We start from the raw sequence: 24,855 nt of genomic DNA on the forward strand, positions 1-24,855 counted from the left end.
GGCAGCCGGATCAGGTTCATGAAAAAAGCCCGTCAGTTGACGGGCTTCTGTTCCGACACTCGAAACCGTTACAGGATGTAACGGCTCAGGTCCGGGTCCTGGACCAGTTCGCCGAGATGCTTGTCGACGTAGGCGCGATCGATGTTGATGCTGTCGCCATCGCGGTCAGGGGCCTCGTAGCTGAGGCTGTCCAGCAGCCGCTCGAGCACAGTGTGCAGGCGGCGGGCGCCGATGTTCTCCTGGCGCTCGTTGACCTGTTCGGCAATCTCGGCGAGGCGATCGACGGCGTCGTCGCTGAACACCAGTTTGACCCCTTCGGTCTGCATCAGGGCTTCATACTGCTTGGTCAGTGCGGCCTTCGGCTCGGTCAGGATGCGGACGAAATCCTGCTTCGACAATGCGCCCAGCTCGACCCGGATCGGGAAACGCCCCTGCAGCTCCGGAATCAGATCGCTGGGCTTGGCCAGGTGGAAGGCACCGGAAGCGATGAACAGGATGTGGTCGGTCTTGACCGTGCCGTACTTGGTGCTGACGTTGCTGCCTTCGACCAGCGGCAGCAGATCACGCTGCACACCTTCGCGGCTGACATCGCCACCGCCGACGTTCTCGCCCCGCTTGGCGACCTTGTCGATTTCATCGATGAAGACGATGCCGTGCTGTTCGCAGGCCTCGATGGCGGCGCTGCGGATGTCCTCTTCGTTGACCAGCTTGCCGGCTTCTTCCTCGATCAGCTGCGGTCGCGCCGCCTTGATGGTAACCGTGCGCTTGTGCGACTTGCTGCTGCCCAGGTTGGAGAACATCTGCCGCAACTGCTGGCCCATTTCCTCCATCCCCGGTGGGGTCATGATGTCCATGCTGACGTTGGCCGCCAGTTCCAGTTCGATTTCGCGGTCATCCAGTTCACCGTTGCGCAGCATCCGCCGGAACTTGATGCGGGTGTCGTTGTCCTGCGCAGACGGCTCGTTGCGGGCGGCGTCGGCATCGAAGCCGATGCCGGCGGCACGCCGTGGCAGCAACGCATCGAGGATGCGATCCTCGGCGCGTTCCTCCGCCTGGGTGCGCACCCGTGCCTTGGCCTGCTCGCGGTACAACTTGACCGCGGTGTCGGCCAGGTCACGGATGATCTGCTCGACATCCTTGCCGACGTAGCCGACTTCGGTGAAGCGGGTCCCCTCGACCTTGACGAACGGCGCATTGGCCAGCGTCGCCAGCCGACGCGCGATCTCGGTCTTGCCGACACCGGTCGGACCAATCAGCAGGATGTTCTTCGGCATGACCTCGTTGCGCAGGTCGTCGGCCAGCTGCGAACGGCGCCAGCGATTGCGCAGCGCGATCGCGACCGCGCGCTTGGCCGCCTGCTGGCCGACGATGTGGCGATCCAGTTCCTGCACGATCTCGCGCGGGGTCATGGTGGAGTTGTTGGCTTGGCTCATGGGGGACTCTAGGTGTGTTCAGTGGGTGTGGCGCCTGCCGTCTCGGGATGGCGCCGGCCGTGCGCGTGCCGCGACGGCGGTGAAGAAGCCCGGTCAGGGCTGCGAACGTGTCATCAGAGCTCTTCGACCACCACATTGCGGTTGGTGTAGATGCAGATGTCGCCGGCGATGTTCAATGCCTCGGCAGCGATGGTGCGGGCATCGAGTTCGGTGTGCGCCAGCAGTGCGCGTGCCGCCGACAGCGCGAACGAACCGCCCGAGCCAATCGCGATGATGCCGTCCTCCGGCTCGATCACGTCGCCGGTGCCGCTGATGATCAGCGAGGTTTCCTTGTCGGCCACCGCCAGCAGCGCCTCGAGCTTGCCGAGCCGGCGTTCGGTGCGCCAGTCCTTGGCCAGCTCGACCGCGGCGCGCTGCAGCTGGCCGTGTTTTTCAAGCTTGGCTTCGAACAGCTCGAACAGGGTGAAGGCATCGGCGGCGGCACCGGCAAAGCCGGCCAGCACATGGCCATCGCGGCCAAGCCGGCGGACCTTGCGCGCATTGCCTTTCATCACCGTGTTGCCCAGCGTGACCTGGCCGTCACCGGCGACGGCCACGCGGCCGTTGCGGCGTACCGAGAGGATGGTGGTGGCGTGGAAAACGTTGGGATTCTGGCTGGGGTCCATCGATGATCTCCGGGGTGTCGGCACAGATCTGGGGACGCGCCCGCCGCGTTCAAGCATCCACCGATGGCACGGTTGTCGCCGCTGGTTCAGCTTTTCCTGCGCTTGGCGCGCGGATGGGCCGCGTCGTAGACCTTGGCCAGATGCTGGAAATCCAGATGGGTGTAGATCTGGGTGGTGGCGATGTCGGCGTGGCCAAGCAGTTCCTGGACCCCACGCAGGTCGCCGGACGATTCCAGGATATGGCTGGCGAAACTGTGTCGCAGCATGTGCGGGTGCACGTCCTTGAACAGGCCCTGGCGAATGCCGAGCTGCTTGATCCGGATCTGCACCGCGCGTTGCGAAATCGGGCCACCGCCGCGACCGGGGAAGATCGGCGCATCGGCCGCGGCCTGCTGCTCGTCGCGCCACTGCTGCAAGGCGGTGCGCGCATGCGAACCCACCGGCACCTTGCGCTCCTTGCTGCCCTTGCCGATGACATTGACGAAACCGCTGTCCATGTCGACATCGCGCCAGCGCAGTGCGCACAGCTCGCTCAGGCGCAGGCCAGAGGAATAGAACAGTTCCAGCAAGGCCCGATCACGCAGCCCCAGTGGTCCGTCAATCGGCACTTCGACCAGCCGCACCGCCTCATCGGCATCCAGCACCTGCGGCAACTTGCGTGGCGCCTTCGGTGCGCGCACACCAGCCGCGGGGCTGACCGTGATCACGCCATGCCGAAGCAACCACTGGTAGAAACTGCGACAGGCCGACAGGCGCCGTTGCAGGCTTTTCGGTGACAGACCACGGCGGTGTTCGCTGGCGATGAACCCGCGCAGCTGCTCACTGTCCAGCTGCACCAAACGGTCGATGCCGTGCTCGCGTGTCCATGCGATCAGCGCATCCAGATCGCGTCGATATGCATCCAGCGTATGCACCGACATCCGCCGTTCGACCTTGAGGTAATCGAGGAAGGCATCGCTGCGCGGATCGCTGGCAATCGCTGTTGCCACGTCCGCATCGGTCTGCGCCCTGGCGGCTTTCTCAGCGTCGCGCCGGGCCATCATGTTTCCCGCCAGCGGCGATCGGATCAGGCATCGAAACGGCGCAGCGCAGCGACGAACGCTTCGCCCATCATCCGCAGGAACAGGGTGCCCATGCCGGGGTAGAAGCGGTTTGGCTGCAGACTGCCGACCGCGACCAGTCCCACACCGGGCAGCGGCAGCAACGCCGATGACTGGATGTCGCGTGCACGTTCGCCGTACAGCAGCTGGCCTTTTTCCGGTTGCAGGCGCCCGCAGATCGGTTCGCCGCTCTGCAGGCAATCGCGGAACGGTGCCAACGCGGCGGCGTCTTCAGCCACTATCTGCAGCCAGTCGTTGTCATCCAGGCCGGCCACCGGGTGCAGCAGCACGATGCTGATGTGATCACCATTGAAGTCTTCGGCCAGAGAGGCGGCCATCGCCCGCACGCTGTCAGCGGCGGAGGCCTGCTTCAGCAATGCCAGGGTCAGCTGATGGGTACGCACGGCCAGGCGTTCGTTTTCCTGGGCGTTGGCGAACAGATCGGTCAGCCGCTTGGCCAGCTCGCGGTTCTTGTCGCGCAGTACTTCCAGTTGGTAGCTTGCCAGCGACGCGGCCGGGCCGTCGTCGCGTGGCACCACCAGGCTCAAGGCCAGGTCCGGGAACTGCTTGAGGAAGGTCGGGTGCCGGCGCAACCAGGCGGCGATTTCGTGCGCGCCGAGTTTTTCTTGGGTCTCGCTCATGGGTTCCAGTGTCCTTCGAAAACAAATGCGGTAGGTCCGGCCATTGTCACGCTGGCATCAGCGCGCGGCCATTGGACGCGCAGGGTGCCACCGGGCAGTTCGACCGCGACATCGCGGTCAACGCGGTCGCGTTGCATCAGCACCACCGCCGCCGCGCAGGCGCCGCTGCCGCAGGCCAGGGTTTCGCCGACACCACGCTCATAGACGCGCAGGCGGATATGGCTGCGGTCGACGATCTCGGCGAAGCCGACATTGACCGACTGCGGGAACGTCGTCGATTGCTGCAGCGCGCGGCCGTAGGCCGCTACCGGTACCTGCGCGACCGACGGCACTTCCATCACTGCGTGCGGGTTGCCCATCGACACCGCGCCGAAGCGCAGCCGCAGGTCCTCGTCGACGGCCACGTCGTACTCGGGCCGCGCATGGTCAAAGCCATGCATCGGAATGTCGCCGGGATTGAATTGCGGCACGCCCATCGCAATCGCGAACTGGCCATGGCCCAGGTGTTCGACCTTATGGCTGGCCTGCGGACTATCGAGCACGAAGCTGTCGCCGCGGGCGACGCCGGCACGTTGCAGCCAGGCCGCCGCGCAACGTGCGCCATTGCCGCATTGCTGCGACGGCGATCCATCCGAGTTCCAGATCCCGTACGCGGCAATCGCGTCGGCGCTGCGCGGGTCTTCCAGGGTGATGATCTGATCACAGCCGATGCCGCGGTGGCGATCGGCCAGCGCCGCGGCCAGCGCCGGGCTCGGCGGCGCCTGGCCACCGCGCAGGTCGAGCATGACAAAGTCATTGCCGGCGCCGTGCATCTTGCTGAAACGCAAGCCGCCGGTCGCGGGCATCGCTTCAGTCATTGCCGGATTCGTCAGCCGGCGCCGGTTCGCCAGCGGCATCGGGCAGCAGTCCGTCGGGCGTGTCGCTGGCTTCACCGTCCACGTCCACCTCAGGTACCGCCGGCAGGCTGTCATTGCTGGCAGCATCGCTGGACTGGCCGTCGAGTCCGGTCGCGGTCGGCAACGCCGGAGCGTCGGCGGCATCGACGTCTTCGGCCTGGGCCGGCTCTTCAGGCAGGAACAGCGGTCCCTTTGCGCCACACGCGGCGAGCAGCAGCAACAGGCAGATGGAAGCGGCGGGAAGCGCCAGTCGGGAGATGATCTTCATGCCGCCGAGTATAGCGGCCACCGCGGCTGGCGACGATGCGACAGGCCGCCGATGCATCCGCACGGGCCGGCTCACTCAGCCGGTGGCTCGGGCCGCCGCCACAGCCAGGCCGCCACCAGCGCCATGCAGGCGATCGGCAACCAGGTCATCCAAGCGTGGTGCGAAGGTACCTGCGCCATCACCAGCAACAGAATGCCTGCGCAGGCAAGCATGGTCAGGCTGGCCGCCCATTTGGCCTGCCGCGAGACCGCGCCGTGGGCCTGCCAGTCGGCAATCATCGGACCGAACCGGCGGTGTCCAAGCAGATAGGCATGCAGCCGCTGCGAGCCACGCGAAGCGGCGTAGGCGGCGATCAGGATGAACACCGTGGTCGGCAGGCCCGGCACGAAGATCCCGACGATGCCGACACCCAGGCTGACGTAGGCCAGCAGCCACCAGGCCCAGCGCAGGCGCGAGCGGACGGGAGGCGGCGACGCGGGCGGTAGCTCGGGGCTCAATGCTTCAACCGGTAGGCGGGCGATGCAGGCAGGATAACCGCACGGCAGCGGCCGGCGTTTTCATCCACGGCCGCGCCATCAGCCTGGCGCGGCCGTAACCGGATTACTTGTCGACGCCGAGCTGGTCGAGCATGAATGCGTAGTACTCGGCCATCTCGCGATAGCGGCGGAAGCGCCCGGACTTGCCGCCATGGCCGGCTTCCATGTTGGTGCGGAACAGGATCGGCAGCGTGCCGGTATTCTCGTCACGCAGCCTGGCCACGTACTTGGCCGGTTCCCAGTACTGCACCTGTGAATCCCACAGGCCGGTGCCGACGAAGGTTGCCGGATAGGCCTGGGCACGGATGTTGTCGTACGGCGAATAGGTCGCGATGTAGTCGTAGAACTGCTTCTGCTCGGGGTTGCCCCACTCGTCGTACTCGTTGGTAGTCAGCGGGATGCTGGGGTCGAGCATGGTGGTGACCACGTCGACGAACGGCACCTGCGAAATGATCACGCGGTAATCCTGCGGCGCCATGTTGGCGATCGCGCCCATCAGCAGGCCACCGGCGCTGCCACCCATTGCCGCTACCCGGTCCGGCGCCGCGTAGCCCTGCTTGACCAGCGCACGGGTGACATCGATGAAATCGTTGAAGGTGTTCTTCTTGTTCAGCAGCTTGCCGTTGTCATACCAGGCACGGCCCATCTCCTGGCCGCCGCGGATATGGGCAATGGCGTAGACCATGCCGCGGTCCAGCAGGCTGACCACCGGGCTGTTGAAGTTGGGGTCCATCGAGGCGCCGTAGCTGCCGTAACCGTATTGCAGCAGTGCCGCGCTGCCATCCTTCCTGAAGCCATTGCGATAGACCACCGACACCGGCACCCGGGTGCCATCGCGTGCTTCGACCCAGACCCGCTCGGTGGTGTAGCGCGAGGGGTCGTAGCCCAGCACTGGTTGCTGCTTGAGCAATTTGCGTTCGCCGGTCTCGGTATTCAGTTCGTAGGTGGTCGCCGGCGTGGTCAGCGAGGTGTAGCTGTAGCGCAACCACGGCGTGTCGTGTTCGGAATTGACGTCCAGGCCCATCGAATACGCCGACTCGTCGGCCTTGACGTAGTCCTCGCTGCCGTCCTTCTTCAGCAGGCGCACCCGCTCCAGGCCACCGGAGCGCTCGCCGATGGCGGTAAAGCCGTCGAACAGCTCGAAGTTGTCGATGTAGACCTCATCGCTGTGCGGCACGAAATCGGTCCACTGGCTGCGCGAGGTACTGCCATCGGCTGCGGTGACCAGCTTGAAATTGGTGGCGCCATCGGCGTTGGTGCGGATCACCCAGCGACCATCGAGATGGTCGGCGCTGTATTCGACATCACGCTCGCGTGGCGCCAGCACCGTGAACTCGCCCGGCGCGGCCGCCGGCGTGCAGCGCATTTCCGACGACACCGTGCTTTCAACGCCGATGCAGATGAACTGGTCGTCGCGGGTGCGGCCGACGCCCATGTAGAAGCTGTCGTCCTTTTCCTCGTAGACCAGCTTGTCCTCGCTGACCGGGGTACCCAGCACATGCGACTTGACCCGTACCGTCAGCAGCGTTTCCGGATCATTCTCGACATAGAACACGGTCTTGTTGTCGTCGGCCCAGACGATGTTCGGCGACACTCCGGGGATCTCGTCGGCCAGCAACTTGCCGGTCTCCAGGTCCTTGAACCGGATCACGTACTGGCGGCGGCCGACCGCGTCATCGGCATAGGCCAACAGCCGGTTGTCCTGGCTGACTTCGCGTTCGCCGACGTTGTAGTAACCCTTGCCCTCGGCCAGCGCGTTGAGGTCGAGCAGGATTTCCTCGGCCGCCTCCATGCTGCCCTTGCGGCGGGCGTGGATCGGATAGTCCTTGCCGGTTTCGAAGCGGGTGTAGTACCAGTAGCCACGCTCGCGGTAGGGCACGCTGGCATCGTCCTGCTTGATGCGGGCGACGATCTCGTTGTACAGGGTTTCCTGCAGCGGCTTGAGCGGCGCCATTACCGCATCGGCATAGGCGTTCTCGGCATTGAGGTAGGCCAGCATCCGCGGGTTTTCGCGCTTGTCGTCGCGTAGCCAGTAGTAGTCGTCATTGCGTTCGGCGCCAAACGGCGCCTTGACCACATGCGGCTGCCGGGCCGCATCCGGCGCGGTCGCTTCGGCCGCCGCGGCCCCGGTGAAAGGAACAGTCATCAGTACGCTCGCTGCAAACAGGATGGAAGATGCTTTCATGGATGGGGCCCCGGGTGGTGAGTTGCAATGGTGTTGCGGGCGTCCTTCGCCCGCAGGCCGGCGCTGTGCCGATCACACCATCGTCGGCGGGTCTGCCGGCGATGGTGTGCCTTGCTGCATCCGTCGCCAGGGGGCGACGGCAACGGCGGACCGGAATCCGCTTACTTGCTCAACTGCTGCCAGAGGAAGCTATAGGCCATCGCTGACATATGCGCGGCCTGGGCGTTGTTGGCCGCGCCGCCGTGGCCACCTTCGACGTTCTCGTAATAGCGCACGTCCTTGTTGGCCGCTGCCATCTTCGCCATCATCTTGCGCGCATGCGCCGGATGCACGCGATCATCGCGGGTCGAAGTCATGAACAGGGTCGGCGGATAGTCCTTGGCCGGGTCGAACAGGTGGTACGGCGAGAAGGTCTTGATGTAGGCCCATTCCTCGGGCTTGTCGGGGTTGCCGTATTCGGCCATCCACGAGGCGCCGGCCAGCAGGTGGTTGTAGCGCTTCATGTCCAGCAACGGCACCTGGCAGACGATGGCGCCGAACAGCTGCGGATACTGGGTCAGCATGTTGCCCATCAGCAGGCCACCATTGCTGCCGCCCTGCGCACCGAGGTGCTGTGGCGAGGTCACCCCGTTGCTGACCAGATCCTGCGCGACCGCGGCGAAGTCCTCATAGGCCTTGTGGCGGTTGGCCTTGAGTGCGGCCTGGTGCCAGCGCGGGCCGTATTCGCCACCGCCACGGATGTTGGCGACCACGTATACGCCGCCCTTCTCCAGCCAGCCCTTGCCGACCGCGCCGGAATAGTTGGGGGTCAGCGAAATCTCGAAGCCGCCATAACCGTACAGCAGGGTCGGGTTGCTGCCATCACGCTGCATGTCCTTGGGCCGGACCATGAAGTACGGCACCTTGGTGCCATCCTTGCTGGTGGCGAAATGCTGTTCGATGACATCGCGGCTGGCGTCGAAGAAGGTCGGCATGGTCTTCAGCACCTCCGGCGCCTTGCCCACTTCCGCCAGTGACAGCGTGCTCGGGGTCAGGTAATCGGTGCTGGTCAGCCATACCGCGTCGCTTTCGTCTTCGTCCACGGCGCTGACCGCCAGCGTGCCGAAGTCCGGCGCGCCGACGAACTCGCTGCGCTGCCACGGGCCTTGATCGCTCGGGGTCAGCACGCTGAGCCGGTTCTTGACGTCATCCAGCACGTTCAGCACCAGGTGCTGGCGGGTCCAGGTGAAGCTGGCCAGCGAGGTATGCTCGGTTGGCACGAACAACTCGACGAAATCGCGCTTGCCGGCCATGAAGTCGTCCAGCGGCGTCGCCAGCAGCGAACCGGCGACATGGGTCTTGCCGCCGACGGTCCACGGTTCGCGCAGTTCCAGCGTCAACCACTGGCGATGGATGCTCTTGTTGGCCGAGTTGGGCGCGTCGACCTTGGCCAGCTTGCCGTCCGTGGTACGCAGGTACAGCTCGTCGTTGTAGAACGCCAGCGTGCGGCTGACCATGTCGCGCTGGTAACCGGGGGTGTCGTCGTGGAAGGCGGCGATGTACATGTCATCGGGCTTGCCTTCATACACCACTTCGGCATCGGCCAGTGGCGTGCCACGCTTCCATTCCTTGACCACACGCGGGTAGCCGGAGGTGGTCATCGAACCATCGCCGAAGTCGGTATACACGTAGACCGTGTCGGCATCCTTCCAGCCCAGACCGCCCTTGGCTTCGGGACGGTAGAAGCCATCCTCGAGGAACGACTTGCTGGTCAGGTCGAATTCGCGGGTGACGTCGGCATCGGCGCCGCCGCGCGACAGCGCGATCAGGCAGCGCTGGTAGTCGGGCTTGCGGCAATCGGCGCCGTGCCAGACCCAGTTGGTGTTCTCGGCCTTGTTCAATGCGTCCAGGTCGAGCACGGTTTCCCAGGCCGGCACCTGCTTGCGGTATTCGGCCAGCGTGGTCCGCCGCCAGACCCCGCGTTCGTGCTGCTTGTCCTTCCAGAAGTTGTAGTAGTACGGGCCAATCTTCTGCACTGCCGGGATCTTGGCGTCCGAGTCCAGGATCGACAGGATCTCCGATTCCAACTGCTTGAACTGCGGGGTATCGGCAATCTCGGCCTCGGACCTGGCGTTCTGCTGTTTCACCCAGTCCAGGCTTTTGCTGGCCTCGACATCTTCCAGCCAGGCGTAGCTGTCCTCAGCGGCGGGCTGGGCCACGGCGGGGCCGGTCATGGCCGCACCGGCGGCAAAGCCGGCCAGCAGGCAGGCGCGCGAAAACAGTGGCATCGTTCACAACTCCATTCAGGCAGGCACATCCTTGCAACGCTAGCACACCGCCGGCTGGCGGCTCACCTGCCAATGGTCAGACCACCCCGCCCTGCGGCTCAGGCCGTCCGCGACAGCGCCACGGCCATCGCCCGGCCGGTCCGCGCCGCGCGCCGCCGCGCCTGCGGCCGCCGCCAGCGCCGGTGCTGCGGGCCATGGCCGGCCGGGCCACGCAGATCGGCCAGGGCTGGCAAGCGGAACCGATGCAGCGCCCACCACGCCGACAGTGGCATGCCGACCAGCCACAACGGCGCCCAGCCCAGCCACTGGCTGTGGCCACGCGCCAACGGCAACAGCAGCACCAGGGCCAGGCCCGACACGACCGCCCGCCGCAGCCAGCGCTCGAGTTGCGGATACGGATGGTCGGCGGGACGGGCGTGGGCGGTAGGCAGGATGGACATGGCGATGGCTCCAGGGGTCGATGCGCGCAGATTGCCGCGCCGCCATCTCACCGCTTGCGACCCCGCCGGGAGCACGACCGGCGATCCACGAATTTTTCATCCAGACGTACTACCATCTGGCAACGAACGGATGCTTCACGCCTACCGCGTGCATGCTGTCTTCCATCGCTGGTTGCCCAGGGGGCATGAATGTCGGTAATGCGTCAATTGCGGGTTCTGTTTGCGGCCTGCCTGCTGGTAGCTCTGGTGGCCTGCGCCAGCCAACCGGTCGCGCCGGTGCGCACCGCACAGGTTGACCTGCCCCGTTTCACCGGCAGCTGGTATGTGATCGCGATGATTCCGTACTTCGCTGAACGCGGAAACGTGGAGACGCGCTACGAATACAGCCTGAAGGACGACGACACCCTGCAGGTCAAGTACTGGTTCAAGGAAGGCTTCGACCAGCCGCTGCAGGTGCGCGAAGCCAAGGCCTCGGTGCATGAGGACAGTGCCAACCGGCGCTGGACGCTGTGGTTTGGCGGCGTCGTCCCGGCCAAGTTCAACATCCTGGAAGTGGCGCCGGACTACTCCTGGGCACTGATCAACTATCCGGGCCGCGACATGGGCTGGATATTCGCCCGCTCGCCGACCATCGACGACGCGTTGTACCGGCAACTGGTGCGCAAGATGCGCGACTACAACATCAATGCGCGCCAGCTGGTGCGGGTGCCGCAGCTGCCCGAACAGGTCGGCCAGCCCGGTTTCGACACGCCCGAGGAACCGTAGCGGGCATCCTTCCGCCCGCCGCCGGACCTCAACCGCGGGCGTAATTGGACAGGGCCAGCTCGAGCAGCGACTTGGCCTGCTCGCGCAGCACCGCCGGCTCGACGATTTCGGCATCGGCGCCGTAGTGCAGGATGTCCATCAGCAGTTCGCGTGACACGCTGTACGGCAGTTTCAGTTCGTAACGGCCGTCGGCCAGATAGCGGCCCTGCTGGCGCGAATGCCATTGCTCGTCGGCGACCCAGCGCGCGGCCTTGGCGCTGAACACGATCGTCGCCCAGCCCTTGGGTTCGCCGGAAAAAATGCCGTAGCTGGACGCCAGGTGCTGGTTGAGCTGGTCATCCGGTACGTCGGTGGCGGCTGCGTCCAGCGCCCGCGCCTGGCCGATCCGGTCGACCGCGAAGCTGCGCAGCGCATTGCGCTCGTGATCCCAGGCGTCCAGGTACCAGTTGTCGCGGTAATGGGTGATCCGTTGCGGCGAGACCAGCCGGCGGGTGCGTTCGTCGGTGGAGCGGGCACGGTATTCGAATCCCAGCTGCCTGCGCTCCAGCACGGTGGTGGCGACCACCCGGAAACTGGCTTCGTCGAGCTTGCGGCCGCGGTGCGGAATCACCCGCACCCGTTCGACCGGCCACTGCGAGACGCTGGCGTGATCGGCCAGCAGCCCCTCGATGCGCTTCTGCAACGGCGCCAGCGCCCCCGACAGCACCCCGCCCCCGGTGCGCACCAGCAGTTGCTGCGCCGCCAGCAAGGCGTACAACTCTTCCGAACTCAGCCACAGGCCGGGCAGCTCGAAGCGTTCGTTCTCGCCGGCCTGGTAGCGGAAGCCGGCCTCGCCATCGCCTTCAATCGGCGCCATCAACGCGTCGCGCAGGTAGGCCAGGTCGCGATAGACGGTGGCCCGCGAACAGCCCAGCTCCTCCTGCAGACGCTTGACCGTCACCGGGTAACGCGCGGCTTGCAGGATCCGGTGCAGGGCAGTGATTCGTTCGATTTTGTCCATGTGGCTTCCGCGTGGGACTACGTGGGAGAACAACAATTATGGCCGAGCCCGGCCACCGCTGACGTCAAGATAACGCGAGCTGCCGTATAAAGAAGCGGTCGCGAAGTCGCGGTCACGCAAAGTGACAGGACGACGCGCCCTCGGCCGCTTGGGCCCGTGCGATGCCTGGTACCCGGCGAATCCCGCCACGTGGTATCCCCAACGCACGGACCCAAGCGGCCGTTGTATTTCCGCGCGCCATATCGACGACGCGGCAGTCATTGCTGGTCGCGTAACCATCGGCTAACCGAGTCCTTGCCAGACTGATGGCAAGGACGCACGGTGGTGATGGATGCACGCAGCACAGGGAAGATACGACAAACCTCTGGCATGGACATTGGCGTTGGCCCTGCAGGCGCTGCTGTTGGCGTTGTTGTGGCGAATGCCGACGCTCAACGCCGAGCGCCGTGGCATTGCTGGTGAGCCCACCCGCATCCGGCTGTCATGGCTGGCGCGCCCCGCTCCGCCGCCACCCATGCCGCAGCAACCGGCCGAGCCGGCAGCGCCGGCAATGGCCGGCCCCGCGCCACCCCGCAATCCGGACAGGCCCCGGCCGAGCCGGGTTCCGTCGCCGCCGCCAGCAGCAACCGCAACAGAGCCGCCGGCGTCCGCCTCCGACTACAGCGCGCGCGCCCGCGACTGGGCGCAGCGGCAGAAGCCGTCGTTGTTCGCGCCGGAGCCGCTGGCCAACCGCAAGCCACGCCTGCCCGGCGGCGAGGCACCGGAACGGTTCCGGATGAAGCCACCGCCTTCAGCGAAGGCGGTGCTGGACGGGATCGGCGAGCTGTTTGGCGGCCGCGGCTATTCGCAGGGCCCGTGCCCGGAGATCCGCCGCCAGGCCGAGGCCTGGAAGACCGATACCTCCGAGCAGGGCCGGGCACGGCTGGCCCACGAACTGGAGCGCGAACGCCGCCATTGCCGGCCGTAGTGAACAAACTGGAACCGGAACAATTACTTGCCTTGAACCGGGCCACCGGCAACGTTAGGCTGTAAACGTTTCCACGTTGTCCGTCTGCTTCTCCTCCCTCCGCGTCGCCCGCCACCGTTGCCGTTTCCATGCCTGCTTCCATGCGTCCACTGCTCTGCCATTCCGCCAGCCTAATTGTGCTTTTGACCACTTTTAATGCGAGCGCGATGGTCCCGGACAACACCAAATCGGCGGCCTCGCTGGCGGTGGTTAAGTCGGTTGGCAAGCCAGCGCCGGTGGCCAAGGCGCAGTTGTTCGACAAGCACGGCACGCCGCAGATACGCAAACCGCAGGTCGCCATCGAAGCCGCACCGCAGGCCCCGCACTGGAGCGGCGGCGGCGAGTTCGGCTACGCCTCGGCCAAGGGCAACAGCAATACCGAAAGCCTCAACGGCAAGCTCGACTTCAAGTATTCACAGGGCCTGTGGAAGCACAGCGCCAACGTCACCGCGCTGCGTTCCAGCTCCGAGTACATGCGGATCGACGACGACGGCAGCGTCCACAGCGGCAGCAACACCACCGCCAACCGTTACGCGCTGGGCATCAACAGCGGCTATTCGATGGACGAACGCGGCACCTTGAATGCCACCTACCGCCAGGAAAAAGACGACTTCGGCAGCTTCAGCCGGCAGCGCTCGCTGGCCTTCAGCTACGGCAACCGGGTTGTCGACGGCGACCGGGTGCAACTGGATCTGCAGTTCGGGCCCGGCTACCGCCGTGCCTACGACACGGTCCAGCAACGCATGGAAGCCAGTGTCATCGGCCGGGGCCTGGCCGACTTCCGGGTCGGCCTGACCGACAACACCGAAGTGGTCAACAAACTGCTGGTCGAATCGGGCAAGTACAACACCTTCGCCCAGAACGATCTGGGCGTGTCGGTGACCATGAACTCACATCTGGCCCTGAAAGCCGGCTGGCAGGCGCGCCACAACAGCGACGTCGAAGCCGATGACAAGCGCACCGACACCCTGACCACGATGAACGTGGTCTACCGCTTCAAATAAGGCCGCAGCGGCCGGCCACGGCGCCATGACGCCGCGAAACGACCGCATCGAATAAATGTGATTTTGTTGGGATTCATTGCGCGCTGCACAGAATCCCGCCTCCGGTCTTTTGGCCGGCTTTTTTTTATTCGAAAAACAGGGAGTCACCATGAAGAAGACCGCAATCGCGCTGATCGCCGCATCGGCACTTGCCGCACCACTGATCGCCACCGCCGCCGAAGGCGACAGCAGCCAATGGACCGGCAACGGCGAACTGGGCCTGGCGGTTTCCAAGGGCAACACCGACAGCGAGACTTTCGTCGGCAAGCTCAACATGCTGCAGGAAAATGCCCAGTGGAAGAACGCGTTCGGTGCATCGTTCCTGTACGGCAAGGATGACGACGAGGAAAACGCCCGTCGCTACGAACTGTATGGCACCAGCGGCTACCGGCTGAGTGACCGCAGCTATGTGTTTGGCTCGCTGCGCAACGAGCGCGACCACTTCACCTCCTATGAGTACCAGTGGACCGCCGCCGCCGGCTATGGTTACGAAGCAATCAAGACCGATGCCACCCACCTGACCTTTGAAATCGGCCCGGGTTACCGCTGGTCGAAACTGCAGGACGTGCAGGACCACCGCAACGGCGCCATCGGCCGTGGCTACATGGATTTCGCGACCAAGCTGACCGATACCACGTCGCTGATCGATACCTTCCTGATCGAGTCCGGCAGCGACAACACCTTCCTCAGCAACGTGTTCGGCCTGCAGGTGCAGATGAGCGACGCGCTGGCATTGAAAGCCGGCCTGGAAACCCGCTACAACTCCGACGTCCAGCCCGGCATCAAGAAGACCGACAACCTGACCACCGTCAACGTGGTGTACGGCTTCTGATCGGTGTCAATGCCAATTGCTGCGCAGCACTGGCAGCAGCCAGAAAAAAGCCCGGTCAGACCGGGCTTTTTTCGTGCCGTCACGACCAGTAGCAGCCCGCACTCAGGCATCGGCCCCGTATTGCACGCGCTTGTTGATGAAATAGCCGATCAGCTTCCAGCTCGCCTGCTCTCTCTGCATCACCACCTTTTCGGTGACGGTGACTTTTCCAGCGCTATCCTTGAACTGCACCAGCACGTACTCGCCCGGCGGGACATTCACGTCTATCCGCGGGCTGAAACCAAACCCTTCCAGGGTCCGCTGCTGCGGCGTCCCGAAGGTCTTGCTGGCCAGCTTCAGCATGTTCACCCAGGCAAACTCGCTGCTCTGATCGCGTAATGCGGAACCTGCCATGCGCCAGGTCTTCTCGAACTGCTTACGGTCAATCATCTGCAGATACATCCGCGCTGCCTGCTCTGCTTCAAGCTGCTGCTCGCGGTTACCGCTGGTGGGCTCGGGCAGGTCCTGGTTGGCGGACGGGTTGAATGACACGGTGCAGCCAGGCAGTGTCATCAGCAACAGCAGAAGTAAACCGGCAAGACGTTGCTTCAAGGGGCAATCCCTGTCTGCAAGAAACTGGTCGACACAGCCTAACCGGACGCCCGCCATCATTCCCGACCCTGCTGGCGATTCATTCCGCCGCTTGCGGCCGTTCGGGGTGGATCCCCGCTACTCGATGCCCTGCAGCAACTCGCCGGCACCCTGGGCCAGCAACTGGCCCGCCACGCGCTGGCCGAGTGCGTCGGTGTCGCTGGCTGCTGCGCTGGCTTCGGCACGGATCAGCCGGCCGTCGCTGACCGAGCCGACCATGCCGGCCAGGTGCACGCGCTCTGCGCTCAGCTGCGCGAACGCGGCCACCGGCACGTGGCAACTGCCGTGCAGGGCACGGTTGAGGGCGCGTTCGGCTTCGACGCAGGTGCGGGTGTCGGCGTCATCGAGGGCGGCGAACCAATGCGCGCTGGCGTCATCGCCGAAGCGGCATTCGACGGCGATCGCGCCCTGCGCCGGGGCCGGCAGCCAGTCCGGGGCCAGCAGGCGCTCGCGGATGCGGGCGTCCAGGCCCAGCCGCTGCAGGCCGGCGCAGGCCAGGATGATGGCGTCGTATTCACCGGCGTCGAGTTTGGCCAGTCGCGTGTTGACGTTGCCGCGCAGATCGCTGACCAGCAGATCCGGACGCCGCGCGCGCAGTTGCGCGTGGCGACGCAGCGAGGAAGTACCAACGCGTGCGCCTGGCGGCAGCTCGGCCAGTCGCGCATGGCGATTGCTGACAAATGCGTCGGCGTAATCGGCACGGGCCAGGATCGCCGGCAGGGCGAACGGGCCTTCCAGTTCCATCGGCACGTCCTTCAGCGAATGCACCGCGCAATCGGCCTCGCCGCGCAGCATCGCCAGCTCCAGTTCCTTCAGGAACAGGCCCTTGCCGCCGATCGCCGCCAGTGAGCGGTCCAGTACTTCGTCGCCGCGGGTGCTCATCGGCACCAGTTCGACCCGCAATCCGGGATGGGCCAGGCGCAGGCGGTCGGCGACGTGTTCGCTCTGCCACAGGGCGAGCGGGCTTTTGCGGGTGGCGATGCGGAGCGTGGTCATGCCGCCATTATCCCGCAGCCGGCGCCGGAGCGCTTGGCCGACGTCGGCGGCAATTCCGCTGGCGGGGCTTTACAGGTGCTTGATGGTGTCGCGCAGGCTGGCCACGCAGCGACGGCTGACTTCCAGCGGGGTCTTGCCGTGGCGCAGTATCGCCTGCACATGGCCCTCGTTGGAGCGGCGTAGTTCGATCAGTTCGTGGCGGGCGACCAGGCAGTTGCGATGGATGCGCACGAAGCGGCCGTTGAACTCTTCTTCCAGCGACTTCAGCGATTCCTCGATCAGGTCCTCGCCGCGCACATGGTGGACGACCACGTACTTCTCTTCCGCCTGCAGGTAATGGATCTCGTCAATCGGAATCAATCGCAGGCTGCCGCGCAGGCGCGCGCACAGGTGGCTGCGTGCCTGCTGTTCGCTGCTGGCGGCGGGCGAATGGTTATCGCGGCCGGCCATGAAGGTGCGCGCGCGATCCAGCGCCGCGGCCAGCCGCTCGCTGCGGATCGGCTTCATCAGATAATCGATGGCGGCCGCCTCGAACGCCGACAGCGCGTGATCGTCATAGGCGGTGCAGAACACCACTGCCGGACGCGGCTCGAACGCGGCCAGGTGGCGCGCCGCTTCCATGCCATCGACACCCGGCATCGCGATGTCCAGCAGCACCACGTCGGGCTGGTGCTCGGCGCAGGCCTGCAACGCGGACAATCCGTTGTCGGCTTCTGCGACCAGTTCGACCCCCGGCTGCTCCGCCAGCAGCATGCGCAGGCGTTCGCGCGCCAGCGGTTCGTCGTCTGCAATGACTACTTTCACGAGTCCCGTCCCTTCATGGTGATCCCATCACGATGAACTCCCTGCGCGCCAGCCACGGCCAGCATCGCCGACGCGGTGAACTACTTTCTACAACGCAAACTGTTGCGAAATCCAGTCGCCCAGCGCGCGGATCTCTTCGGCGCAGACCTGGTGGGCCATCGGGTAATCATGCCATTCGACCGTGAAACCCAGTGCCTGCAACGCCTGCGCACTGCGCTGGCCGTAGCTGAAAGGCACCACCGGATCGCCGCTGCCGTGGGCCATGAACACCGGTTGCGAGACTGCCGCCGACTGCACTACGGATGCGGCCTGGTTGGCGTCGGGCAGGTAGGCCGACAACACGATCAACCCGGCCAGCGGCTCGCGCCGGCGCAGGCCGACGGCCAGGGTCATCGCCCCGCCCTGGGAAAAACCGGCCAGCAGGATGCGGTTGGCGGCGATACCGCGCGCCTGTTCGCGTGCGATCAGGGCTTCAATCTGCAGCGCCGATTCGGCCACGCCTGCACTGTCGGCGCGGTCGGGAAAATCCATGCCGACGATGTCGTACCAGGCACGCATGCGCATGCCATTGTTGATGCTGACCGGGCGTACCGCTGCATGCGGGAACACGAACCGCAGCGCCGGCCAGTCCTTGCGCACCAGTTCCGGGACGATTGGCGCGAAGTCATTGCCATCGGCGCCCAGTCCATGCAGCCAGATTACGGTCCAGGCCGGATCCGGCCCGGTTTCAAGCTCGACGGTTTCGAGCAGTGCTTGCTGTGCGATATCCATGCCGGCATTGTCGCCGCTGTGGCGGCCCGACACCACCGGCAGGGCTATCAGCGTTTGCCGCGCGCCTTGACCGCGACCGGCGCGGTCGCGCTGGGGTCCAGGTTCTTGACCAGATTGCTCAACTCGACCGCCGAAAAGCTGCCGTCACCGTCGATATCCAGCGAACCTTTCTGGCTGCGCTGCAGTGCCTGGTGTTGCAGATAGACCTCTTCACCCACTGCGGGCGGGCGCTTCTGGCTGCACAGTTTGGCCGGCAGGCGCAGCACGCTGGTGCCGGAGCGGCGCCAGTTCTGGTTGGGGACCAACCTGCTCAATGCGGCACTGTCCAGGCGGATTTCGACCTGGCCATCCGAGATTTCAGCGCAGGTGCCGATGCCGATGTCATAACTCACACGCGTTCTCCTGATTGGGGTTTCCCGGCACGGATGCCTTGCGGAAACCGGTACGGCCGCCACGCGGGCGCGCGCAGGCCAGTAAATCGCCCCCGGCAAGTCATGGTGGACAAGGTCATGCCGGGTGCTGGCAACGCCGCGCCACACAGGTGTCCGCAGCAGCGTCGAATAAGACAGGAGGCGGCCTTCGCGCCTCGCGCGTGGGCCAGCTCGGGAGGCCGTCACACACGGCTATCCAGTCAGTATGCACGTTTTGGGTGCGATTACCTGTGCCGGAATACCCGGACAACAGGCCCGCAAGCGCGTGCCAAGCCATCAGATGCGGGCGAAATCATCAAAAACAAGCCATCATCCGGGCCAACCCGCCGATTTGAATGGTATCCACCGCCGTTAGCCGCTAGCATCAAGCCGTTCACACTTTCCGGCGTTGCCCCCGCCAGCCATCACGCCTGTGGTCGCGCTGTCGCCGTTTTCGCTCCTTTCCGCGCTTCTGCCATCCCGGCACGCTTCCTGGAGCCCCATGTCGACCTATCTCACCCGCCGCATCGAACTGCGGATCGGCGAACTCGATTTCAGCCTGGATGCGCTGCAGGACCTGCAGCAGTTCGACGATGCCGACGGCGCCGCCGCGCGCGCTGGCATCTCCTCGGCACTGTGGCCGTTGTTCGGCCAGGCATGGCCGGCCGGCAGCGTATTGGCCAATTACATGGCGGATTTCGAGGTCGGCGGCATGCGCATTCTCGAAATCGGCTGCGGCCTGGCCTTGTCCAGCCTGGTCCTGCAGCAACGTGGCGCCGACATCACCGCCAGCGATCACCATCCGCTGGCCGAGGCATTCCTGCAACGCAATGCCAGGCTCAACCAGCTGGCGCTGGTGCCGTACCAGGATCTGCCATGGGAAATCGCCAACCACACCCTTGGACGGTTTGATCTGATCATCGGCAGCGACGTGTTGTACGAACGCGGCCATGCCGCCGGCATCGCCGCGCTGGTGCAACAGCATTCGCAACCGTCGATGCAGATCGTGATCAGTGATCCCGGTCGTGGCAACAGCAACCACTTCAGCCGTGCGCTGGCGCTACAGGGATTCCGGGTGGACGAACAGCGGCTGCGCTTCAATGCCAGCGACAGCCTGCCGTTCAAGGGGCGGTTGCTGCATTACCGGCGGGACGCACCGGCGACGGCCTGACGCTTGACCGGAGTGGTTACCGGCCAGTCGTCGGCGATCATCGTCGCCGGCCACCCGGGATGCTCAAACCGCCGGGGTTTCGCCAGCGCCATCGATCAACGCCAGCAACTGCGGAATCCGGTAAGGCTTGGGCAGGAACAGCGCTCCTTCGGGAATCGGCGGCAGCTGCGCGCGGGCGTAACCGGAGGACAGGATGAAGCGCGCCTGCGGTTGCTGGCGCGCCGCTTCCTCGGCCAGGGTAATGCCGCTGACGCCCCCGGGCATGCTGATATCGCTGATGATCACGTCGAACGTCTGCTCCGCCAGCATCGGCAACGCCTGGTTGCCGTCTTCGGCGGTGGCGACCTGGAAGCCCATGTCGGCCAGCGCATCGCCGATCATCATCCGCAACAGTTCTTCGTCTTCAACCAGCAACAGCCGTATTGCTTCAGCCACCGGCTTCTCCCTTCATCACCGGCAGGTACATCGCCACCGTGGTGCCCTGTCCGACCTGGCTGCTGATCGCCAGGAAGCCCCCGGACTGTCCGGCGAAGCCGGCCACCTGGCTCAGGCCGAGGCCACTGCCCTTGCCGACTTCCTTGGTGGTGAAAAAAGGCTCTTCGGCACGGGCCATGGTCGACGCGTCCATGCCCAGGCCGTTGTCGATGACCTCGATGCAGACATAGTCGCGCGCGGTCGCCGCCGGATCATCGGGAGGTCGCTTGCACTTGAGGCTGGTGCGCAGGGTCATCCGGCCGCCCTGTAACATCGCATCGCGGCCGTTGGAAATCAGGTTGAGGATGGCGGCCTCGAACTGGGCCGCGTCCAGCTCCACGTCCTCGACGTCACGTCCGGCTTCCAGCTGCAGCTCGATCTGCTGGCCGCCGGCCCGGCGATACAGCTCGAAGGAGCGCGCCAGCAACTCGTTGACGTCGCAGCGCTCGGCCGCCAGTGGCGTGCCACGGCCGAAACCCAGCAGTTGCCGGGTCAGCAGCGCACCACGGTCGGCGGCACGCAACGCGGCCTCGGTCAACTCACGGGTGCGCTGGTTGGCCGACGGTTGCAGGTTGATCAGATCCAGGCTGTTGATGATGATCCCGAGCAGGTTGTTGAAGTCGTGGGCCAGGCCCAGGGTGAGCTTGCCGATCGCCTCGATCTTCTGCGAGTGCGCCAGCGCATGCTGGGCTTCCTGCAATTCGATCTGGGCGTGGTAGCGTTCGGTGATGTCACGGGTGATCTTGGCGAATCCGATCAACTCACCGTTGTAGATGATCGAATCAATCACCACGCTGGCCCAGAAGCGGCTGCCGTCCTTGCGCAGGCGCCAGCCTTCGGCTTCGTAACGGCCATGGATACGGGCCTGGCGCAGGCCGTGCGCGGGCAACTCGGCGGCGGCATCCTCGGGGGTGTAGAAGCGCGAGAAATGCTGGCCGACAATCTCGCTGTCGGTATAGCCCTTGATGCGTTGTCCGCCGGCATTCCAGCTGCGCACATAGCCATTCACGTCCAGCATGTAGATGGCGTAATCGGTAACGCTCTGGACCAGCAAAGCCAACTGCCTGGATTCGTCTTCCAGTTCGCTCTGCCTCAGGGCACCTCCCATCGAATTGCCCACAACAGATCCCCTCCCAATGGTGGTGCCACGCCCCGGAGCGTAAAGAAGCCGCCGTTAACCGCCTGTGCAAAGCGCCAGGCGACAGCCGGACATGCTACAAATGTGACCGGCCGTCGTATAGTGCCGGCACAGCGGTGCGGGGGAGATGTGGGGATTGATCGCGCCACGCTGCCCGCTGCCAGATCACCATCGGATTCAGGGCAATGAGCAAGCATTCACATCCTGACACTACCGACGCCATCATGCGGATCAGCCGCATTGGCGCGGTGCCACAAATCCTGGAGACCGTTGCCCACATCACCGGTCTGCGCTTCGTTGCCGTTGCCCATGTCACCGACTGCCGCTGGACCGCCTGCGCGGTGCGCGACGATCTCGGCTTCGACCTGCCAGTCGGCGGCGAGCTGGTCCTGGAAAGCACGATCTGCAACGACATCCGGCAATCGCACGAGCCGGTGATCTTCGGCCATGCCAGTACCCATCCGCTGTATTCGCAGCACCATACCCCGCGCCAGTACGGGCTGGAGAGCTATGTCTCGGTGCCGATTTTCGACCAGCACGGCAGCTTCTTCGGCACCCTGTGCGCGATTGACAGCAAGCCGGCGGACTTTGACGAAGCGCACGTGCTGCGCAGCCTGCAGCTGTTCGCGCAGCTGATTGGCAACTATCTGGACAACGATGACCGGCTGCAGGCGGCCGAGCGGGCCGGCGAGTTGCACGATCAGTTCATCGCCGTGCTTGGCCATGACCTGCGCAGTCCATTGCAGGCGGTGCGCATCGGCGCCGACCTGCTGCAGCAGGAGGCGACCTCGCCGCGTAGTGCCAAGGTGCTGCAGGGCATGCAGAAGAGCCTGGATCGCATCGACGGCCTGGTCCACGACATCCTCGACTTCGCCCGCGGCCGCCTGGGCGGTGGCATCCCGGTGCTGCCGCAACACGAGGAAAGCCTGGCCGAGCAGTTGATGCACGTGGTGTCCGAAGTCAAGGCGGCCAGTGGCCGCAACGACATCGTGGCCGAGATCGCTTTCGATGCGCCGGTGCTGTGCGATGGCCAACGCATCGCCCAGCTGGTCACCAACCTGCTGGCCAACGCCGCGGCACACGGCAGCGCCAGCCAGCCGGTATCGTTCCAGGCCCGCGGCGGCCATGGCCATCTGTGGCTGCAGGTGCACAACGGTGGCGTCATCCCGCAGGAACTGCGTGCGCGCCTGTTCACGCCGTTCTCGCGCAACCAGGCCGAACACGCCCGCCCCGGTCTGGGCCTGGGCCTGTACATCGCCGCGGAAATCGCCAAGGCGCACGGCGCCGAGCTGGGCGTTCACTCCAGCGCCGAGACCGGCACCATCTTCACGTTCCTGATGGGCCAGCCGTCGACGCCGGTCGACCGGCAACACGATCAGACCGCCGAAGTCTAGAACGCGCCGCGACGCGAATCAGATCCTCACCCGCACCCAGGTCGGGGCGTGGTCGCTGGCTTTTTCCTGCAGGCGCACCCAGCGGTCGACCCCGGCTTCCTGTAATCCCGCGGCCAACACCGGATTGAGCAACAGGTGGTCGATGCGCAGGCCCCGGTCGCGCTCGGCGTGTTGCCGGAAATAATCCCAGAACGTGTACACCTGCTCGTCTTCGAACACCTCGCGCAGCGCATCGGTCCAGCCCTGTTGCAGCAATTGCCGCCAGACCTGCCGTGACTCGGGCTGGATCAGCGCGTCCTTGCGCCAGGCCCCGGGATCGTAAACGTCCGCGTCGGTGGGGATGACATTGAAATCGCCCAGCAATGCCACCGGCGCCGGCAATCCAACCAGGCTCCCGGCATGCCGCTGCAGGCGACGCATCCAGGCAAGCTTGTAGTCGAACTTTGGCCCGGGCTGCGGATTGCCGTTGGGCAGGTAAAGGCAGCCGACGATAACGCCATGCACCGCCGCTTCGATATAACGGCTCTGCGCGTCGCTGTGGTCACCGGGCAGACCGCGCCGGCTTTCCACCGGGGTCACCCCGCGACCAAGCAGAGCAACCCCGTTCCACGAGCGCTGGCCATGCCAGATGGCGCCATAACCGGCATCTTCCAGCTGGGCGGCGGGAAAGGCCTGGTCCAGCGCCTTCAATTCCTGCAACGCGACCACGTCCGGCTGTTCCACTTCCAGCCACGACAGCAGTTGCGACAGGCGCGCGCCGATGCCGTTGACGTTGAAGGTCGCCAGCTTGAGGAGTTTCCTGCGTGGCATCAGCCGTGCACCGGCGGGCTCAGCGTTGCACGTCCCGGACCGCCTGTTCGAGCGCGGCGATGTCGATCCTGCGCATCCCCATCATGGCCTCGAACGCGCGCTCGGCGACCTCGCCGCCCTGCGCCATCAGTTCGGTCAGCCGGGTCGGGGTGATCTGCCACGACAGGCCGAACAGATCCGTGCACCAGCCACACATGCTGGGCTTGCCGCCGGCATCGATGATGGCGTTCCAGTAGCGGTCGGTCTCGGCCTGATCGCGGGTCGCAACCTGGAAACTCACGGCCTGGCCGAAGCGGAACTCGGTGCCGCCGTTCAACAGCAGGAACGGCATGCCCAGCAGCGTCATTTCAATTGTCAGCACGTCACCCTGGTGACCATCGGGATAGTCGCCGGGGGCATGGTGGATGGCATCGATGCGGGTGTCGGCGAATGTCTCGGCATAGAAGCGCGCTGCCTGCTCCGCGTTGCCGTCGAAACACAGGCATGGTTGGATCCTGGCCGTCATGCTGATCTCCACTGCGGTTGGCAAGCCCGGACGGTAACGCGGTTGCGCCATGGCTGCGTGAAAAGCGCATGATGATGCCGTTGGATCCGGCGCCTGCCGGTCATCTTCCTTAGCCTTGCCCAGGGTGCCCGATGCGATCCCCAGTCACTGCCATCATCGTCATGGGCGTCGCCGGCAGCGGCAAGACCACGCTCGCCCGCGGGCTGGCCGATCACTATCGATACGCACTGCTGGACGCCGACGACTGGCACAGTGCCGACGCCAGGGCGCAGATGGCTGCCGGTATTCCGCTCAGCGACGCGCAGCGGCAACCCTGGGTGGCCGCGCTGGCGGCCGAATTGCAGCGCCTGGCCGCGTCGGGACGCGCGTCGGTGCTGGCGTTCTCGGGTCTGCGTGCGGCGCATCGACAGCAGTTGCGCGACAGTGGCGTGGCGATGCGGTTCCTGTTCCTGCATGCCGCGCCGGCGGTGATCGCCGCGCGGCTGGCCGCACGCCGCGAGCACTTCATGCCGCCACAGCTGCTGGAGAGCCAGTTGCAGGCACTGCAGCCACCGCATGACGAACCCGACGTCATCGCCATTGATGGCGCAGCGGACTATCCGCAGGTGCTGGCCGAGGCGCTGCGGAAACTGGACGCCGCCGGCGTATCGCCACGGCGCTAGATCCGTGGACTGC

The 24,855-nt window shown here is 65.4% G+C and carries 27 protein-coding genes; 7 read left to right on the forward strand and 20 right to left on the reverse strand.

Translation table 11 applies throughout. The annotated features are described in order from the left end of the window. Window positions 1-68: 68 nt before the first annotated feature. From hslU to ABB29_RS06500, 10 genes are all read right to left on the reverse strand, one after another. The gene (hslU, locus tag ABB29_RS06455) at window positions 69-1,433 is read right to left on the reverse strand and encodes an ATP-dependent protease ATPase subunit HslU (RefSeq protein ID WP_057657805.1); all 1,365 of its coding nucleotides are present in this window, start codon (window positions 1,431-1,433) and stop codon (window positions 69-71) included. 113 nt (window positions 1,434-1,546) lie between these two features. Then, window positions 1,547-2,098: an ATP-dependent protease subunit HslV gene (gene hslV / locus ABB29_RS06460; protein ID WP_057657806.1), complete on the reverse strand. Its 552-nt coding sequence runs from the start codon at window positions 2,096-2,098 to the stop codon at window positions 1,547-1,549. A gap of 86 nt (window positions 2,099-2,184) precedes the next feature. Then, the gene (gene xerC / locus ABB29_RS06465) at window positions 2,185-3,138 is read right to left on the reverse strand and encodes a tyrosine recombinase XerC (RefSeq protein ID WP_425414738.1); all 954 of its coding nucleotides are present in this window, start codon (window positions 3,136-3,138) and stop codon (window positions 2,185-2,187) included. A gap of 26 nt (window positions 3,139-3,164) precedes the next feature. Next, window positions 3,165-3,839, reverse strand: a complete 675-nt coding sequence (locus ABB29_RS06470) for a DUF484 family protein (RefSeq protein ID WP_057657807.1) — start codon at window positions 3,837-3,839, stop codon at window positions 3,165-3,167. After that, a complete protein-coding gene (gene dapF / locus ABB29_RS06475; RefSeq protein WP_057657808.1) occupies window positions 3,836-4,696 on the reverse strand; it encodes a diaminopimelate epimerase in 861 nt (286 codons plus the stop codon). Before dapF ends, ABB29_RS06470 begins: the two co-directional genes overlap by 4 nt. Beyond that, a complete protein-coding gene (lptM, locus tag ABB29_RS16565) occupies window positions 4,689-5,003 on the reverse strand; it encodes an LPS translocon maturation chaperone LptM (RefSeq protein ID WP_057657809.1) in 315 nt (104 codons plus the stop codon). The genes dapF and lptM overlap by 8 nt, the downstream gene beginning before the upstream one ends. A 71-nt stretch (window positions 5,004-5,074) precedes the next feature. Further along, on the reverse strand, window positions 5,075-5,500 hold the full coding sequence (locus ABB29_RS06485; RefSeq protein ID WP_057657810.1) for a YbaN family protein: 426 nt from the start codon (window positions 5,498-5,500) through the stop codon (window positions 5,075-5,077). A 103-nt stretch (window positions 5,501-5,603) separates the two neighbouring features. Then, window positions 5,604-7,724 (reverse strand): S9 family peptidase, encoded by a 2,121-nt coding sequence (locus ABB29_RS06490; protein WP_057657811.1) that lies wholly within the window; start codon window positions 7,722-7,724, stop codon window positions 5,604-5,606. 161 nt (window positions 7,725-7,885) lie between these two features. Then, window positions 7,886-9,937 carry a prolyl oligopeptidase family serine peptidase gene (locus tag ABB29_RS06495; protein ID WP_245622562.1) on the reverse strand — a complete coding sequence of 684 codons (2,052 nt, stop codon included), beginning with the start codon at window positions 9,935-9,937 and terminating at the stop codon, window positions 7,886-7,888. Between the two features lie 152 nt (window positions 9,938-10,089). Beyond that, window positions 10,090-10,431: a hypothetical protein gene (locus tag ABB29_RS06500; RefSeq protein ID WP_057657813.1), complete on the reverse strand. Its 342-nt coding sequence runs from the start codon at window positions 10,429-10,431 to the stop codon at window positions 10,090-10,092. A 189-nt stretch (window positions 10,432-10,620) separates the two neighbouring features. Here ABB29_RS06500 and ABB29_RS06505 point away from each other — a divergent pair, with 189 nt between their 5' ends. Beyond that, window positions 10,621-11,196, forward strand: coding sequence for a lipocalin family protein (locus ABB29_RS06505; protein ID WP_245622556.1), 576 nt, complete (start codon window positions 10,621-10,623; stop codon window positions 11,194-11,196). 28 nt (window positions 11,197-11,224) lie between these two features. On the opposite strand, the gene ABB29_RS06510 is transcribed toward ABB29_RS06505, so the two are convergent. Beyond that, window positions 11,225-12,196, reverse strand: coding sequence for a helix-turn-helix transcriptional regulator (locus tag ABB29_RS06510; protein WP_057657815.1), 972 nt, complete (start codon window positions 12,194-12,196; stop codon window positions 11,225-11,227). Window positions 12,197-12,527: 331 nt separating this feature from the next. On the opposite strand from ABB29_RS06510, the gene ABB29_RS06515 reads away from it, so the two are divergent. From ABB29_RS06515 to ABB29_RS06525, 3 genes are all read left to right on the forward strand, one after another. Next, window positions 12,528-13,163, forward strand: coding sequence for a hypothetical protein (locus ABB29_RS06515; protein WP_157062532.1), 636 nt, complete (start codon window positions 12,528-12,530; stop codon window positions 13,161-13,163). A gap of 206 nt (window positions 13,164-13,369) precedes the next feature. Next, window positions 13,370-14,206, forward strand: a complete 837-nt coding sequence (locus ABB29_RS06520; protein ID WP_083487578.1) for a DUF481 domain-containing protein — start codon at window positions 13,370-13,372, stop codon at window positions 14,204-14,206. Window positions 14,207-14,354: 148 nt separating this feature from the next. Continuing rightward, entirely contained in the window at window positions 14,355-15,077 is a 723-nt protein-coding gene (locus tag ABB29_RS06525) for a DUF481 domain-containing protein (RefSeq protein WP_057657817.1), read from the forward strand. A gap of 102 nt (window positions 15,078-15,179) precedes the next feature. On the opposite strand, the gene ABB29_RS06530 is transcribed toward ABB29_RS06525, so the two are convergent. The 5 genes from ABB29_RS06530 to ABB29_RS06550 form a co-directional block, all read right to left on the reverse strand. Next, window positions 15,180-15,668 carry a DUF4019 domain-containing protein gene (locus tag ABB29_RS06530; protein ID WP_170185852.1) on the reverse strand — a complete coding sequence of 163 codons (489 nt, stop codon included), beginning with the start codon at window positions 15,666-15,668 and terminating at the stop codon, window positions 15,180-15,182. Between the two features lie 117 nt (window positions 15,669-15,785). Further along, a complete protein-coding gene (gene hemC / locus ABB29_RS06535; RefSeq protein WP_057657819.1) occupies window positions 15,786-16,703 on the reverse strand; it encodes a hydroxymethylbilane synthase in 918 nt (305 codons plus the stop codon). A 69-nt stretch (window positions 16,704-16,772) separates the two neighbouring features. After that, the gene (locus ABB29_RS06540) at window positions 16,773-17,507 is read right to left on the reverse strand and encodes a LytR/AlgR family response regulator transcription factor (RefSeq protein WP_057657820.1); all 735 of its coding nucleotides are present in this window, start codon (window positions 17,505-17,507) and stop codon (window positions 16,773-16,775) included. Between the two features lie 87 nt (window positions 17,508-17,594). After that, window positions 17,595-18,278 carry an alpha/beta hydrolase gene (locus tag ABB29_RS06545; RefSeq protein ID WP_057657857.1) on the reverse strand — a complete coding sequence of 228 codons (684 nt, stop codon included), beginning with the start codon at window positions 18,276-18,278 and terminating at the stop codon, window positions 17,595-17,597. Between the two features lie 47 nt (window positions 18,279-18,325). Next, window positions 18,326-18,670, reverse strand: a complete 345-nt coding sequence (locus ABB29_RS06550) for a hypothetical protein (RefSeq protein WP_057657821.1) — start codon at window positions 18,668-18,670, stop codon at window positions 18,326-18,328. 520 nt (window positions 18,671-19,190) lie between these two features. On the opposite strand from ABB29_RS06550, the gene ABB29_RS06555 reads away from it, so the two are divergent. After that, window positions 19,191-19,859 carry a class I SAM-dependent methyltransferase gene (locus ABB29_RS06555; RefSeq protein ID WP_057657822.1) on the forward strand — a complete coding sequence of 223 codons (669 nt, stop codon included), beginning with the start codon at window positions 19,191-19,193 and terminating at the stop codon, window positions 19,857-19,859. 63 nt (window positions 19,860-19,922) lie between these two features. Here ABB29_RS06555 and ABB29_RS06560 read toward each other — a convergent pair whose 3' ends face one another. Then, window positions 19,923-20,294 carry a response regulator gene (locus tag ABB29_RS06560; RefSeq protein ID WP_057657823.1) on the reverse strand — a complete coding sequence of 124 codons (372 nt, stop codon included), beginning with the start codon at window positions 20,292-20,294 and terminating at the stop codon, window positions 19,923-19,925. Next, a complete protein-coding gene (locus tag ABB29_RS06565; protein ID WP_057657824.1) occupies window positions 20,287-21,441 on the reverse strand; it encodes a two-component system sensor histidine kinase NtrB in 1,155 nt (384 codons plus the stop codon). The genes ABB29_RS06560 and ABB29_RS06565 overlap by 8 nt, the downstream gene beginning before the upstream one ends. 215 nt (window positions 21,442-21,656) lie before the next feature. Between ABB29_RS06565 and ABB29_RS06570 the strand changes: the two genes are divergently transcribed. Beyond that, on the forward strand, window positions 21,657-22,865 hold the full coding sequence (locus ABB29_RS06570; protein WP_057657825.1) for a GAF domain-containing sensor histidine kinase: 1,209 nt from the start codon (window positions 21,657-21,659) through the stop codon (window positions 22,863-22,865). Window positions 22,866-22,883: 18 nt separating this feature from the next. Here the strand turns inward: ABB29_RS06570 and xth are convergent, their stop codons facing one another. After that, window positions 22,884-23,675, reverse strand: a complete 792-nt coding sequence (gene xth, locus ABB29_RS06575; RefSeq protein WP_057657826.1) for an exodeoxyribonuclease III — start codon at window positions 23,673-23,675, stop codon at window positions 22,884-22,886. 19 nt (window positions 23,676-23,694) lie between these two features. Further along, on the reverse strand, window positions 23,695-24,180 hold the full coding sequence (locus ABB29_RS06580) for a VOC family protein (RefSeq protein ID WP_057657858.1): 486 nt from the start codon (window positions 24,178-24,180) through the stop codon (window positions 23,695-23,697). Between the two features lie 131 nt (window positions 24,181-24,311). Between ABB29_RS06580 and ABB29_RS06585 the strand changes: the two genes are divergently transcribed. Continuing rightward, window positions 24,312-24,842, forward strand: coding sequence for a gluconokinase (locus ABB29_RS06585; protein WP_245622557.1), 531 nt, complete (start codon window positions 24,312-24,314; stop codon window positions 24,840-24,842). Window positions 24,843-24,855: the final 13 nt, after the last annotated feature.

The sequence above is a fragment of the Pseudoxanthomonas dokdonensis genome, assembly GCF_001431405.1.
GTDB lineage: Bacteria > Pseudomonadota > Gammaproteobacteria > Xanthomonadales > Xanthomonadaceae > Pseudoxanthomonas_A > Pseudoxanthomonas_A dokdonensis.

Coding starts and splice junctions, on each gene's coding strand:
- dapF (WP_057657808.1), bottom strand. CDS start 4,696: ATGACTGAAGCGATGCCCGCGACCGGCGGCTTGCGTTTCAGCAAGATG.
- ABB29_RS06525 (WP_057657817.1), top strand. CDS start 14,355: ATGAAGAAGACCGCAATCGCGCTGATCGCCGCATCGGCACTTGCCGCA.
- ABB29_RS06545 (WP_057657857.1), bottom strand. CDS start 18,278: ATGGATATCGCACAGCAAGCACTGCTCGAAACCGTCGAGCTTGAAACC.
- ABB29_RS06555 (WP_057657822.1), top strand. CDS start 19,191: ATGTCGACCTATCTCACCCGCCGCATCGAACTGCGGATCGGCGAACTC.
- hslU (WP_057657805.1), bottom strand. CDS start 1,433: ATGAGCCAAGCCAACAACTCCACCATGACCCCGCGCGAGATCGTGCAG.
- xth (WP_057657826.1), bottom strand. CDS start 23,675: ATGCCACGCAGGAAACTCCTCAAGCTGGCGACCTTCAACGTCAACGGC.
- ABB29_RS06580 (WP_057657858.1), bottom strand. CDS start 24,180: ATGACGGCCAGGATCCAACCATGCCTGTGTTTCGACGGCAACGCGGAG.
- ABB29_RS06505 (WP_245622556.1), top strand. CDS start 10,621: ATGTCGGTAATGCGTCAATTGCGGGTTCTGTTTGCGGCCTGCCTGCTG.
- ABB29_RS06510 (WP_057657815.1), bottom strand. CDS start 12,196: ATGGACAAAATCGAACGAATCACTGCCCTGCACCGGATCCTGCAAGCC.
- ABB29_RS06565 (WP_057657824.1), bottom strand. CDS start 21,441: ATGGGAGGTGCCCTGAGGCAGAGCGAACTGGAAGACGAATCCAGGCAG.
- lptM (WP_057657809.1), bottom strand. CDS start 5,003: ATGAAGATCATCTCCCGACTGGCGCTTCCCGCCGCTTCCATCTGCCTG.
- ABB29_RS06585 (WP_245622557.1), top strand. CDS start 24,312: ATGCGATCCCCAGTCACTGCCATCATCGTCATGGGCGTCGCCGGCAGC.
- ABB29_RS06570 (WP_057657825.1), top strand. CDS start 21,657: ATGAGCAAGCATTCACATCCTGACACTACCGACGCCATCATGCGGATC.
- ABB29_RS06520 (WP_083487578.1), top strand. CDS start 13,370: ATGGTCCCGGACAACACCAAATCGGCGGCCTCGCTGGCGGTGGTTAAG.
- ABB29_RS06500 (WP_057657813.1), bottom strand. CDS start 10,431: ATGTCCATCCTGCCTACCGCCCACGCCCGTCCCGCCGACCATCCGTAT.
- ABB29_RS06515 (WP_157062532.1), top strand. CDS start 12,528: ATGCACGCAGCACAGGGAAGATACGACAAACCTCTGGCATGGACATTG.
- xerC (WP_425414738.1), bottom strand. CDS start 3,138: ATGGCCCGGCGCGACGCTGAGAAAGCCGCCAGGGCGCAGACCGATGCG.
- ABB29_RS06490 (WP_057657811.1), bottom strand. CDS start 7,724: ATGAAAGCATCTTCCATCCTGTTTGCAGCGAGCGTACTGATGACTGTT.
- hemC (WP_057657819.1), bottom strand. CDS start 16,703: ATGACCACGCTCCGCATCGCCACCCGCAAAAGCCCGCTCGCCCTGTGG.
- hslV (WP_057657806.1), bottom strand. CDS start 2,098: ATGGACCCCAGCCAGAATCCCAACGTTTTCCACGCCACCACCATCCTC.
- ABB29_RS06470 (WP_057657807.1), bottom strand. CDS start 3,839: ATGAGCGAGACCCAAGAAAAACTCGGCGCGCACGAAATCGCCGCCTGG.
- ABB29_RS06495 (WP_245622562.1), bottom strand. CDS start 9,937: ATGACCGGCCCCGCCGTGGCCCAGCCCGCCGCTGAGGACAGCTACGCC.